This is a genomic window from Shewanella litoralis (assembly GCF_009828585.1).
GTDB lineage: Bacteria > Pseudomonadota > Gammaproteobacteria > Enterobacterales > Shewanellaceae > Shewanella > Shewanella litoralis.
In genome coordinates, this window is record NZ_WSRZ01000024.1 from 1 (window position 1) to 13,908 (window position 13,908).

General features: G+C 41.6%; 11 protein-coding genes and 1 pseudogene. 5 read left to right on the plus strand and 7 right to left on the minus strand.

The window, feature by feature from the left end; genetic code table 11:
- Both GQA99_RS16655 and GQA99_RS16660 read right to left on the minus strand, forming a co-directional pair.
- Positions 1–726, minus strand: a 726-nt coding sequence (locus GQA99_RS16655; RefSeq protein ID WP_160055780.1) for an IS110 family RNA-guided transposase, incomplete at its 3' end; no start/stop codon positions are given.
- A 737-nt stretch (positions 727–1,463) separates the two neighbouring features.
- Positions 1,464–2,069, minus strand: coding sequence for a TetR/AcrR family transcriptional regulator (locus GQA99_RS16660; RefSeq protein ID WP_160055782.1), 606 nt, complete (start codon positions 2,067–2,069; stop codon positions 1,464–1,466).
- Positions 2,070–2,251: 182 nt separating this feature from the next.
- On the opposite strand from GQA99_RS16660, the gene GQA99_RS16665 reads away from it, so the two are divergent.
- Entirely contained in the window at positions 2,252–3,256 is a 1,005-nt protein-coding gene (locus GQA99_RS16665; protein ID WP_160055784.1) for a zinc-dependent alcohol dehydrogenase family protein, read from the plus strand.
- A 136-nt stretch (positions 3,257–3,392) separates the two neighbouring features.
- Here the strand turns inward: GQA99_RS16665 and GQA99_RS16670 are convergent, their stop codons facing one another.
- Positions 3,393–3,839: a hypothetical protein gene (locus tag GQA99_RS16670; protein WP_160055786.1), complete on the minus strand. Its 447-nt coding sequence runs from the start codon at positions 3,837–3,839 to the stop codon at positions 3,393–3,395.
- A gap of 145 nt (positions 3,840–3,984) precedes the next feature.
- Here GQA99_RS16670 and GQA99_RS16675 point away from each other — a divergent pair, with 145 nt between their 5' ends.
- Complete coding sequence (locus GQA99_RS16675) at positions 3,985–4,521, plus strand: TetR/AcrR family transcriptional regulator (protein WP_160055788.1); 537 nt, start codon at positions 3,985–3,987, stop codon at positions 4,519–4,521.
- 84 nt (positions 4,522–4,605) lie between these two features.
- Here GQA99_RS16675 and GQA99_RS16680 read toward each other — a convergent pair.
- The 4 genes and pseudogenes from GQA99_RS16680 to GQA99_RS16695 all read right to left on the minus strand — a co-directional run.
- Positions 4,606–4,762: pseudogene (locus GQA99_RS16680) on the minus strand (IS4 family transposase); the annotation flags it as partial.
- Positions 4,763–4,964: 202 nt separating this feature from the next.
- Positions 4,965–6,779, minus strand: coding sequence for a hypothetical protein (locus tag GQA99_RS16685; RefSeq protein ID WP_160055790.1), 1,815 nt, complete (start codon positions 6,777–6,779; stop codon positions 4,965–4,967).
- Positions 6,780–6,827: 48 nt separating this feature from the next.
- Entirely contained in the window at positions 6,828–7,310 is a 483-nt protein-coding gene (locus GQA99_RS16690; protein WP_160055792.1) for a hypothetical protein, read from the minus strand.
- Positions 7,311–7,732: 422 nt separating this feature from the next.
- A complete protein-coding gene (locus GQA99_RS16695; RefSeq protein WP_160055794.1) occupies positions 7,733–9,313 on the minus strand; it encodes an isocitrate lyase in 1,581 nt (526 codons plus the stop codon).
- A gap of 109 nt (positions 9,314–9,422) precedes the next feature.
- Here GQA99_RS16695 and GQA99_RS16700 point away from each other — a divergent pair, with 109 nt between their 5' ends.
- The 3 genes from GQA99_RS16700 to GQA99_RS16710 all read left to right on the plus strand — a co-directional run bounded on the left by GQA99_RS16700 (position 9,423) and on the right by GQA99_RS16710 (position 13,838).
- The gene (locus GQA99_RS16700; RefSeq protein WP_160055796.1) at positions 9,423–10,373 is read left to right on the plus strand and encodes a LysR family transcriptional regulator; all 951 of its coding nucleotides are present in this window, start codon (positions 9,423–9,425) and stop codon (positions 10,371–10,373) included.
- 312 nt (positions 10,374–10,685) lie between these two features.
- Positions 10,686–12,872: a malate synthase G gene (locus GQA99_RS16705; protein ID WP_160055798.1), complete on the plus strand. Its 2,187-nt coding sequence runs from the start codon at positions 10,686–10,688 to the stop codon at positions 12,870–12,872.
- Between the two features lie 240 nt (positions 12,873–13,112).
- A complete protein-coding gene (locus tag GQA99_RS16710) occupies positions 13,113–13,838 on the plus strand; it encodes a CBM9 family sugar-binding protein (protein WP_170293565.1) in 726 nt (241 codons plus the stop codon).
- The last annotated feature ends 70 nt before the right edge of the window (positions 13,839–13,908 follow it).

Genomic DNA, 13,908 nt, shown 5'->3' on the forward strand with positions numbered 1-13,908 from the left:
ACGACCATTATGGAACATTTTACCATCGCCTATCGCGGCATACATTTCTGCCGCTGTCATGGGGCCAATACCTATAACGCTTTGCACTCGCTTACAGATAGGATTCTTTCTTGTATAAGCGGTTATTTTTTTAGTGTAAAACTCAACTTTCTCTTGTGCCGCAACAAAGTCAACATAGAGTTCGCGAAAGCTTTCTCGTGCAAATGCCGATAACTCATTGCTTTCATCATCAATAAATTCAGGCAACCGAGTCGCTAATGCCGTTTTTCCCTTTGCAGCGCATAAACCATATTCTGCAAGAAAGCCTCTAACTTGATTGTTGATTGCGACCATCGTTTTTACATGTCGCTTTCTCATGCGCAGCACCATTTGAATATCTTCTTGTTCGACGCTTTTTATCGGTACAAATGTCATGTTTGGTCGTTGTGCGGCTTCAGCAATGGCTTCTGCATCATTAAAATCATTTTTGTTTTTACGACGATAAGGCACAACATATTGAGGCGCAATTAGCTTGACTTGATGCCCTAATTTAATAAATTCTCGAGCCCAATGGTTAGCCCCGCCACAGGCTTCCATCACTATCAACATTGGCTCTAATCGGGCAAAGACACTGAGCAAGTCGGCACGCTTAATTGCTCTCTTTTTAACTAACTTTCCAGCTTGATTAACGGCAAACATGTGGAAAATAGTTTTTGATATATCTAAACCAATTGTTGTAATCTTCATATTCGGACCCGCCCTTTGTTGATAAAGTGTACAAACTTATCATGGCTCACTATGAAGCCGATTAGAAGGGTGGGTCCATCTCATTATTTCGGAAATGCTTATATTTACGTCAGTCCAGTAATGTTTATATTTACGTCTTATATGGCAATGCTTTTGAGCCGGAATCCAGGTGTTTGCTTATGCTTTCTGATAAGTGGGTTTCGTTCAACATACTGAGTAAGAACATTAAAAAGTGAACCTTCGGTTCGCTTGCCGCAGAGCTGTATTTGTAAAGAGCGGCTTCGCCAGCGACGTAATTATGGTGATAGTGGACTTCAGTTGAAGTTTTAGTATTTAAAAGCGACCGAAAGGTCGCTTTTTTGTTTTCGGTACATCAGGAATGCTTAAATTTACGTCTTTCCGGCAATGCTTTTGAGCCGGAATCCAGGTGTTTGCTTGTGCTTTTAGTGTCATACAGTTTATTTAAGTATAGTTAATAACTACTCCACGTGAGTGAAACACTAAAACCTATAAATGGCACAGCACTAAAACCTATAAATGGTATGAAGATTTGATTAATTTTAGCCTGAAAGAGTAGATGAGTTTTAGGCTTCTCATTTTTGTTTGGCGATAAATTTGATCACTCAATGCCATGAATGTCCTTCAGTTTTTAATCTATCTCATTGTTTTATTTGTTCTTTTGTGTGGGGTGTCAGGCTCTTGCCCCACTTGTTGTGCCATGAATATCTGAAAGATAATTACTGGTCGTTATACAGCTGTACTTTTAGGATTTGCATGAGCGAGTCAGCATATTGCCTTAGGGGTTTCATGTCAGTCGTATTTCGAAAACGTGAAGCAAGCCCTTGAATCGAGGTCGTCACAAATTGAGCAAGGGCCTTGACCTCTGATTCACTTAGCTTTTTACTGATGTTGTTTTCATTACTTATCGCTGCGTGAAATGCGTCTTCTTGTCGTTTGAAGTGTTTCTCAAGCAAGGCGCGCGTATCAGTATCATCGGGGTCTAGTTGCGCCGAGGTATTCACTACCAGACAGCCAATAACCCCCTCTCCAGACTGCTCAATCGATGATATGAGAGTTTCCAAATACTTTGCGATGGCAGCGATCCCAGCACCATCTTCCTCAATAGGGGCAAGGCTCGGCCCAACAAAAGTATCTTGATAATGTTCCAGACAGGCATGAAATAACTCTCGTTTCCCTTTAAAGTCGCTGTAAATGCCGCCGCGACTGACGCCAGTTTCACGCACTAAATCGCCCATCGAGACGACGTGATAGCCCATTTTCCAGAACGTTGATAGGGCATTGTCGAGCAGGGCGGCTCTACTCTCTGATTTAGGTCTAGACATTATTTTCCTGTATATCGCTTGTTTTAGAATGATCATTCCATTAAGCTTCTAAAAAAGTTGGAACGATCATTCTATTATCTCTTGCTAATCTCCGATTGGCAACTGAAAACCAGAGTAAGTGTTCCTTCCTAATTTCAAAGAACCCGATCGTTTTTGATCACAAATCAAAGGAAGAATACGTTATGAGAACTTACCAAGTAACAAGCCCTGGTGGCCTTGAAAACCTGAACATTGTTGAGCAAGAAATACCACAACCTAAAGCAGGTGAGGTATTAGTGCGCTGGCGTGCAACGTCTCTCAACTTTCATGACTATTTAGTTGGTATCGGCGGTATTCCTGTTGAGGATGGTCGCGTGCCGATGTCGGATGGCGCGGGTGAAGTGGTTGCCGTTGGTGAGGGAGTAAGCACTTGGAAGGCGGGTGATAAGGTCGTGAGTTTATTTTTCCCTAATTGGTTAAGCGGTAAACCTTCGGCGACGGCGACAGAGGCGATTAGTGGTGATACGACGGAAGGTTTTGCACGCGAATACTCGTGTGTTGATTCTCAGTCGCTAACGCGTATGCCTAATAATTATACCTTTGAGGAAGCGGCAACCTTACCGTGTGCAGGGCTAACTGCATGGCGAGCACTCATGGTTGAAGGTAATCTACAAGCAGGGGATTCTGTGTTGGTGCAAGGCACTGGCGGTATGTCTATTTTTGCGTTGCAATTCGCGAAAGCGGCAGGTGCATATGTGTATGCAACGTCTTCTTCTGATGAAAAATTAGAGCGTTTAAAAGCACTAGGAGCAGATGAGGTTTTTAATTACCGTACCGATGTGAACTGGGGTAAGACGATTGCTGAGCGCTCAGGTGGGGTTGATCATGTATTAGATGTTGGTGCTAGCGCAACGATTAAGCACTCAATGGACGCTGTTGCGGTCGGTGGGCATATCGCATTAATTGGTGTTTTAGGTGGCATGACGGCAGAATTGGTACTGCCGCAATTGATTCTAGGGCATGTAAAATTGTCGGCTCTAGCAGTAGGTAGCAAAGAAATGCAGGAAAAAATGATAGCCGCCATTGAGGTAAATGACGTTCACCCAGTGCTTGATAAAAATTTCACGTTTGATGAACTAGCACAAGCCTTTGAACATCAAGCGAGTGGTTCGCACTTTGGTAAAATTACCGTAACTTACGCTGATTAAACGCCTGCTTTGATTTGGCCCAAGTACATTTTGTTTGGGCCAAGCCTGAGTGGTGATAAGTGGGCGCCAGGCTCTGCCCTCACTTATGCACTTATGTGACCCCACTTATTGCAAACAGTTGGAGCGTTCAAACAATTTAACTTGCAACGCTTTTCTCCGCACCATCCATGTGCTTCACGATCTTATAAACAACAATAAATGCCCAGATCTCAATCGCCACTATCGCGATGTGTATGATCAAATCACCCGTTGGCGACGCAGGTGCATTAGCTAGTGGAAACATAGGGTCAACGATGGTTTCTAAGCCTTCTCTAATTATATTCATCAGCAGAATAACCAGAAAATACCGTGGGTTTTGGGTGATTAACACAATGATGGACACCAGCGCCATGGTTAGGGTTCTTGCACCAAACTCATACAACATATTCAGGTTTGGGCTATCAGTCCCAACGTTAATTCCAGAGGCCGCTATGGCTTGGTGATCAAAGAAAAACATGAAGGTCTGCTGAAGCATAATAGCGATCAGCAAGCCTTGAAGAATATTCACCCACAAAGGGATTTTATAAGAAACGTTATTATTCATAGTGTGTGGTTGTCTGTTAAGTGTGTGATTACGGTTTATTGATGTTTATGACTGCTTGTCAACACGTGTTGACTCGGCTACTCTATTATCCATTCTTCACAAAGTCAACAAGTGTTGACTACACCTGATACGGATGCGAATTGATATGACAGCTGAACTCAGTACTCGCGAAAAATTGATCCATCATGCGCGACTTCGCTTTTGGAGCAAAGGCTATTCCAATGTGTCTTTGCGTGAAATATCAAGGGCTGCAGGTGTCGATGTGGCGTTGGTATCGCGTAATTTTGGCGGTAAACAGGGATTATTCGAGGCGACCCTGGAAGGCGCCTTAGTCGCGGATGGTTTACCACAATCGGGAATCGCTGAGCTGGTAGATATGACCGTCAGCATAATGGCGAGCACTCCCAAAGATGAGGAGCAGCCGTCAATCATTCGGTTGATACAAATGAATGCTCACGATGAAACTGTGGGTGAGCTGGTTCGTGAGCAGCAAAAGATCGCCATGCAAAACTACCTTGAGCAAGTCATTGGTAATAAGACGCGTGCCGCCCTGTTTATGGTGGTGTTGCTGGGCATTAGTATGGCGGAGGCGTCACTGCACCTTACTGGTATCGCTAAACCAGAGTCGCAGGAATATGAAAAGCAGCTGCGGCACATGCTAAGTGCGGCGCTAAGTTACTAATGACTTCTTAACTTATTAAAAACCTTCAACAGATCAATGGATTCATAGTGATAAGTGGAGATTCATCAGACTCTTGCCCCTACTTATTTCACCGCCAAGTCCGGTGATAGAAAGCGAGCCACCATTCATTGAGCTTTCAATGGCAGTAAACAAACTAAAGCGGAGTGTTTTGTGCATCTTTTGCGATAAAAGGGCGGGTGACAAGTGAGAGGCATTTTGATAAAAGGTGTTTTGCATCCATGGCATTGACTCGTGGTAATTTTTGTTTGGCGATAAATTTGATCACCAAATGCCATGAATGTTCCTCAGTTTTTAACCTATCTCATTATTTTTATTCATTCTTTTGTGGGGATTCGTCAGGCTCTGACCCCATTTATTCATTTCTATTAATTCTTTTGTGGGGATCCCTCAGAATCAGCCCCTGACTTATTGACCTCACTTATTCAAATTTTATTATCATCTAATCCGATAATATAAAAATCTGCACCAGATGATCTTATTGCATTTTCTGCGCTAACTAAAAGCACATCTAATTGGGTTTTAATTTTATTTCCTGCACTTGCTAAATACACACTTTTTTGTGTGTGTGGTTGTACTACAACTACACGAGTTTTTGTATTTTTATTATCCTTTAAAGAATCAATAACCTTAAAGAAGTCCTCTGGTTTTGAAGAATTGCCATCAAACCAACATCCTTTAAAATTAGAAGCTTTATGACGTTGTTTTAGCTCTTCAATTAGTGTTTTTCGAGTACAATATCTTAGATTTTTGACCGCTTGGTTTAATACTACATCATGAACACCAACAGAGATTTTACGCGTAGATAAATCTCCTTTTGCAGCCTTGACATGAATAAGGGAAATTATGTGTATATTCTGATGCTCTACATAGTGAATGAAATCAGCTTTCTCTCCGGCGCCATCATCACAGTAAAGCCAACCTTTTGGGTTTTCTGTTGTATTAAATTCATCAGGGCTAAGCCAATTGCCACTCCAACGCTTCTTTATCCAACAAAACAAAGACTTTTCTTTCCCAATATTTATTAGTTCGGGTTTTTTGGGATCTAAACCAGGCTTTTCCTTCTTGATATTATATTTTTCGTAATCAGCCCACAAAAACTTATTATACTCAACATCTTGATAGCCAGTTCTAAACACCATGCCATTTACTATGGCATGCCCTGATTCAAACCAACATTTAACTAATTCAGGATAGCTAAATACTCGTTTATATAAATCGAAATGTATTTTTTTTATTGGGTTTTCAGATTTTATTTTGAAAATAGCTTTGTAATCATCGACTACAACCTCAAGTGATATGTCTCCGATACGTATATCATTATGATAGAGTTCAAGTGCTATATCACTTTCAATCAGGGTGGGTAATAATTCTGCTCTGTATTCATATTGTAATTTTTTAAGGAGCTCTTTGCGATGTTGCCCATCTTCTTCAGGTAAAAAATCATAATCTATCAAGGAGAAATCATACGGTAACATTAGATCTTTTGGGTGTGATATTGGGTAAGAAAGTATACCGATCGGACACTCAGACTCTTTGCTATTTACAGCTAAAATATCAAGTATTTCAATTACTCTATTTTCAAACGTTACCCAGTCTTTACAAGGGCCTCTCCATATGGATGATTTAAAAGGGTTTATCCCTACTGAACTTTTAGTTTTTCCTCCCCAAAGTTCAGTTCGAACAGCAGACATCATATACGATTGATCGATTAAAGGATCTAATGTATCTGCAACACTTTTTCCACCTAACACTTTTGAATCGGCTCTGAAATTATCTCGTCCATTAATGCCTGAAAGCCATAGCATTCTAATTTCATCTTCGTTTATAAAGCAGCCATTAAGTTTACCAATAGGAATTGGAAATAGATTTGGTAATTTGGTTTTTCCAAAGTGATCTCTAATTGAGTCTTTCTTTCCTTTTTCGGAAAAATAAAATGCAAAATGATTACGAACAACAAAGCTTACAAATACATGATTTTCTACATCTTTTAAATTTAAATTTTTAGCCCAGCTAGGCGTTTTTGATAAGCTGTAAGGTGTTATTTTAGCTATGCCTAGTCGACCTATTTCCTCTGTAATTGTAGAACCAAAAGAAATGTCTTCTGAATATTCTTCACGTATTATTCCTACAATTTTCTGATGGATAGTGCATGGCTCAAATTTATCAGATTTAGCTCCTAGTAAAATTGATAGGTATGGAGCTACATTATTTTTTTCTATTTCTATAATATTATCCATACTCTCACCTAAAAATAATTGTGGTTAAAATAAACTTTTTTATCTCCATCATTTCACTACCTCACTCTTACTCAAACATCTCTGCGCCACTTGATAAACAATCGCATCAACCTGCTGTTGGCTGAGTGCTTGGGCTCTGATTGAGGGTATGGTTTTAACCAATTGCTTATTCTTCAGCTCTCTACTACAAACAAGTGAAAACGGTGCATTTACTTGGCTAGTGGGTTCTTTGTTGGTGAATGTTCGCCAGATAGCTAACAAATGGCTGAATGGCTGTTTTGAGAGTATTGCTTGTCGCGTTATTTTTTCGGTTGGACTAAAACTGCTCCACGACAGAAAGCATAAGCGGCCGTCTTTACAATACAGTGGCAGTAAGCCAAATGCGGGAATACGTTGAAGTTGGTCTCGGTCGACAGGTAGTTTTACCGTGCTGTCGCGATGTTTCAGCAATACAAACATCACCCCAAGGGTGACGAACATGCTCGAAAGCAATATGCCTATTGATAATAAACTGGAGGATAAACTTGTCATTGTCGTCCTTGCACGTAATGTGACCTAAGTAGTTGGTCGCAATTCTAAATCCATGAATCTGCTGGATTAATATACTCCGAGTTTGGCGATAATGTAAGTGGAAATTTTCATCAATCGTTAAGCGTCGCAATTGAGCGAAAAGGGCTGTTACAGTAGTCAAAAATGTCATTGCAGAATAATGGCTTATATCAGTGTGTATCTTAATGGGTTAGCGTCACAGTGACCATTTACCCTAACGTTTACCTGTACGTGACACATAAAAAAGACCTGCTTATTTTAAGCAGGCCTTTTGGGTTTAGTTTTCGCTGTTAGTCATGTTCACTTCAAAAACATCGCTTAAGCTAGTCACTATTTGGGTAATTTAGTTTCTAGTTTCTAGTTACTAGTTTCTAGTTTCTACACCAGCAGTTATAAAATCAGTCTTAGAACTGGTTCATTGTGTTGTCTTTACCAGACGCTTTAAGCGCTTGGTCACCAGAGAAGTACTCTTTATGTGCATCACCCATGTCTGAACCAGCCATGTTTTGATGTTTAACACAGGCGATACCTTGACGGATTTCCTTACGTTGAACATTGGCAACATAACCCAACATACCTTGGTCACCGAAGTACTCTTTAGCCAAGTTATCGGTAGACAGTGCAGCTGTATGGTAAGTCGGTAGTGTAATAAGGTGATGGAAAATACCTGCTTCACGTGACGAGTCAGCCTGGAAAGTACGAATTTTTTCATCAGCCTGGATAGCAAGCTCAGTGCCATCGTAGTCAACACTCATTAACTTAGCGCGGTCGTAAGCTGATACGTCTTGTCCTGCTTGTTGCATCGCATCAAATACTTGCTGACGGAAGTTAAGCGTCCAGTTAAACGATGGCGAGTTGTTATACACAAGCTTAGCGTTAGGAATCACTTTACGGATTTCGTTAACCATGCCACCGATTTGCGATACATGCGGCTTTTCAGTTTCAATCCACAATAAATCAGCGCCATTTTGCAATGAGGTAATACAGTCAAGTACACAACGCTCTTCACCGGTACCGGCACGGAACTTAAATAAGCCATTTGGTAGACGAGCTGGTTTGACTAATGCGCCACCTTGCTTGAATACCACGTCACCGTTTTCAAGTTTTGCTGCATCAACGGCTTCAACTTCAAGGAAGCTGTTGTATAAATCGCCGATATCGCCTGCTTCTTTAGTGACAGCAATTTTTTGCGTTAAGCCAGCACCTAATGAATCGGTACGCGCAACAATCACGCCATCATCGATACCTAGCTCTAAAAATGCATAACGAACCGCGTTAATTTTTGCTAAAAATTCAACATGTGGCACGGTGACTTTACCGTCCTGGTGGCCACACTGTTTTACGTCTGACACTTGGTTTTCTAATTGAATACAACAAGCACCAGCTTCAATCATTTGTTTTGCCATTAAGTAAGTGGCTTCTTCGTTACCAAAACCAGCATCAATGTCGGCAATAATTGGTACAACATGGGTTTCGAAGTTTTCAATTTTTTGTTGAATCGCGGCTTTATCTGACTCTTTAGCATTATCTAGTTCGCGGAAAAGGCCACCTAGTTCACGGGCATCAGCTTGACGCAGGAAGGTGTATAGCTCTTTAATCAACGCAGCAACAGAGGTTTTTTCATGCATAGATTGGTCAGGTAATGGGCCAAACTCACTACGCAGTGCGGCTACCATCCAACCTGAAAGGTATAAGTAACGACGCTTAGTAGTTAAAAGATGTTTTTTAATTGAGATCATTTTTTGTTGGGCGATAAAACCATGCCAGCAACCTAAAGACTGAGTGTACTGTGACGAGTCTTTGTCGTAGTTGTCCATGTCTTCACGCATGATCTTGGCAGTGTATTTTGCGATATCTAACCCAGTTTTAAAGCGATTTTGTAGACGCATACGAGCGACTGACTCTGGGTTGATGGCATTCCATGCACTACCTTCTGAATTAATCAAGGTGGCAGCTTCATCGATATTATTTTTGTAGTGAGTCATGTGTTTATTCCTTAACAAATAGATTAGCGGCAATTGATTACGTTGAAAATAATAGCCAGATTTGGTTAAATAAACCTAATTTATGCTTACTATCTTCGGTATTCACCATATGAATGTATCTCGTATCGACTTGAACCTCCTTGTTTATTTAGATGTTTTACTGCGTGAAAGAAATGTTACTAAAGCGGCTGACCAACTTGGGATCAGCCAGCCTGCAATGAGTAATGGCCTAAAACGCTTACGAAACTTGTTTGATGATCCCTTACTTATTCGCACGAGTCAGGGGATGACGCCGACCGAACGCGCAAATGAATTACAACCCATTATTAGTGAGTTGATTATTGGGCTGGAAAAAGCCGTACAACCGCGTGCCAATTTTGATCCACTTGAAAGCGATAAAGTGTTTCGTGTGATGGCAAGTGATTATGCTGAAGCGACGTTAATTCCACCGCTTATTGCCAAGCTTCGTACTCAAGCACCTAACATTATTTTAGATATCATGACCCCAAGTGATGTCAGTTTCCCTGATGTAGAACAAGGAAGAGTCGATATGGTGATCAATCGTTTCGACAGTATTCCGCAATCATTTCATCAAAAAGTATTGTGGAGTGATGACTTTAGCTGCCTGATTAGTAAGGGTAATCCTGTTTTAAAGAAGTTTTCTTTAGACAGTTATTTAAAAGCTAAGCATGTGTGGGTGAGTAAAACAGGTATGGGCGTTGGGGTAGGGATGAACCCAGATGATGTTCAGCGTTTGGGCTGGGTAGATGAAGCATTAACGCGAATGGGTGTAAAACGTCAGATCACCGTTTTTACTCGCCATTATCAAGCCGCCTGTTTGTTGGCTGAGCAACAAGATTTGATCGCAACCATACCAAGTAAGATGGCACGTCATCATATCAATAATGAACGGGTGAGCATTGTGCCGCCGCCTTTTATTATTCAACCCATTGCCTTAACTATGGCCTGGAGCCCTTTGCTTCAGCACAATCCCGCGCATCAATGGATGCGTCAACTGATCACTAAAACCGCAGAAGAGATAAATAGAGGCGATGTGTAATCGTACTGTTATTGTGGTTTTTAGTTACATATATGTTGCAAATTAACCAAAAAACACCATTTTGCCATATCTTTGGTGAATAGTGGTGATAACAGGTATAAATTGGATAAATAAGATAACTTTGATATAGAGTAAAGTATTACTGCGTATGAACAGTATGCTGTTAACAGTGGAATGAGTTTGCGCTAGTGATTTGGAACTAATGGTTTTTGGCTAATGATTTGGGGCTAATGATTTGGGGCCAATGATTGAAGGCATATGATTTAGGGCTGGTTTACGGTCAACGCACAGAAATTAAGGTAGGGATTAAACATGACAGCACGTATTCAAGAAGGTGGATTACAAATAGCGCAAGCATTGTGGCAATTGGTCGACAGTGACATTTGCCCAGGTACTGGCATTGATTCAGCAACCTTTTGGGCAAAATTTGAGGAGATTATTAATGAATTTTCTCCGGTTAATGTGAAGCTGTTAGAAAAAAGACAACAACTACAACAGCAAATAGATCAATGGCATATTGACCATCCCACCAAAGATTTTGACCCTGCAAAATATAAAGCTTTTTTATTTGAAATAGGTTACCTGGTGCCTGAGGGTGAGGCTTTTCAAATTAGCACTGAAAACGTTGACCATGAAATTGCCGCACAAGCGGGACCACAACTTGTAGTGCCAGTTAAAAATGCGCGCTTTGCGCTTAACGCTGCCAATGCGCGTTGGGGCAGCCTGTATGATGCGCTATATGGCACTGACGCGATATCTGAAGAAGATGGCGCGGAGCAAACTAAACAGTACAACCCAGTACGCGGCAATAAAGTTATCGCTTTTGCCAAACAACACTTAGATACCGCTGCGCCTTTAGCGCAAGGCAGCCATGCCGATGTGACCCGTTATTACATCGATGCGGGTGTGTTACGGATGCAATTAACTGACGGCTCGACTACCACTTTAGCCCAAACCGATAAGTGTGTGGGTTACCAGGGTAATGCCGATGCACCCAGTGCTATTTTGTTAGTGAACAATGGTCTGCATATCGAAATTCAAATCGATCCAAGCAGTGTTATTGGTGGCAGCGATCGCGCTGGCGTTAAAGACTTACTGGTTGAAGCTGCTGTTACCACCATTATGGACTGTGAGGACTCTGTCGCTGCAGTAGATGCAGAAGATAAGGTTGAAGTTTATCGCAATTGGTTAGGTTTGATGCAAGGTAACTTATCTGCCTCGTTGACTAAGAATGGTAAAGAGATCGTTAGAGAACTTAATGACGATCGCGTATATATCGCTGCTAATGCCCAGGGTGCCAAAACCGTTACATTACCCGGCAGAAGTTTGCTATTTGTGCGTAATGTGGGTCACTTGATGACCATTGATGCCGTGCTGGATAAAAATGGCAACGAAGTACCTGAAGGAATACTTGATGGCATGATCACTGTGCTTGCAGCAATGCACGACCTTAAAGGTAACAATAATGGTCGTAGTAATAGCCGCAAAGGTTCGGTGAATATTGTAAAACCTAAAATGCATGGCCCTGAAGAAGTGCAATTTACCTGTGACCTGTTTACTAAGATAGAAGATGCGCTCAAGCTGCCGCGTAATACGATTAAGGTCGGCATTATGGATGAGGAGCGCAGAACGACACTGAATTTAAAAGAGTGTATTAGGGCTGCGAAAGAGCGCGTGGTGTTTATTAATACTGGCTTTCTTGACCGCACCGGTGATGAGCTGCATACCTCAATGTTAGCAGGCCCGTTTGTGCCTAAATCTGTGATGAAACAGCAAAAATGGATTAGTGCTTACGAAGATTGGAATGTTGATATTGGGCTTGAATGTGGCTTACAAGGTCGCGCTCAAATCGGTAAAGGCATGTGGCCAATGCCAGATGAAATGGCAGCAATGCTTGAGCAAAAATCGGCTCATCCTAAAGCGGGCGCAAACACTGCGTGGGTGCCGTCGCCAAATGGTGCCGTGCTGCATTCTATTCATTATCATCAAATTAATGTGGCAGATGTTCAGCAACACATTAAGCAACGCCCACGTGCTAGCATTGACAGTTTGTTGACCATTCCTTTACTTGCTGAAGGAGTAACACTCACCAATGAGCAAATTACTTTTGAACTAGAAAATAATGCCCAGGGTATTTTAGGCTATGTTGTGCGCTGGATTGATCAAGGCGTGGGTTGTTCAAAAGTGCCTGATATTAATAATGTCGGCTTGATGGAAGACAGAGCAACCTTACGGATTTCATCGCAATATTTAGCTAATTGGCTTGAACATGACCTATGCAGTGAAGCGCAAGTGATGGCCGCGTTGAAAAAAATGGCCGCGGTGGTCGATACTCAAAATGCTGGTGATCCGCTGTACACTAATATGGCGCCTAACTTTGACGGCATCGCCTTTAAAGCGGCATGCGATCTGATTTTTAAAGGCAAATCTCAGCCTTCTGGTTACACAGAACCGTTGCTACATGCTTATCGAATTCAAGCGAAAGCTAAAGCTGGTTAATCAGCACCGTTAATACTGGCTGTAAGCCTATGTCGTCACACAATAACTAAGCCCTGATCTTGCAAAGATTAGGGCTTTTTTTTTGTAGTCACTTTATCAGTGGCGTCAGAGTAAACGTTTAAAGTTCTATGAGCTGTTGACCAGATTGTTGGGCCGATTTAATTCAGACAACGCTTGATTTACGCGGATTTGATATATGATTGTTTTCAAAGCCAGATTAACCGACTAGAGATGAGCCTGATGAAATATTCGTTATTTGCTTTGGGATTACTGCTTAGTAGCCCGACACTGTTTGCTATGGATGTTGAATATACTGCAACGCCTATCGAGATTGATGGGGTTGCTGACTCTGCCTGGCAGAAAGCTAAGTGGCATACGATGCCGCATTTAATGGACGGGGTGTTGCCTGATTCTGCGAGTGATTTTAGCGGTAAATATAAGCTGCTGTGGGATGAGCACTATTTGTATCTGCAAGCTGAAATTACCGATGATGTATTGCTTGATACCCATGCCGACCCAAGGGTGAATTATTGGGATGATGACACCTTAGAGGTGTTTATTGATAGCGATGCTTCGGGTGGCGATCATCAATTTAACCACAGTGCATTTGCCTACCATATTGGCCTGGACAATCAGGCGGCTGATTATGGCCCAGACAAGCAAGCTCACCTGTATACGTCGCATTTAAAGAGTCGTTGGCAGCGCAGTAGTGAAGCGCCTTACAATGTGATTTGGGAGGTGGCGATTAAGCTGTATCCTAATGATTTTAAACAAGGCCAGCAAGATAAGCCATTACTGTTAACGCCAAATAAAATCATCGGTTTTATGCTCGCTTATTGTGATAATGATGGCAGCCCAGTAAGAGAGCATTTTATGGGATCTCATGAGATTACTCCGGTTAATGGCGATAAAAACAGAGGGTTTATTGATGCCAGTGTGTTTGGCAAAATAACCCTGAAACGCTAGGATTTGTATATGGACTCCCCCAATAAAATGAGTTTTTGCGTTTAATCGATTTTAATTACCAATAGGCGAA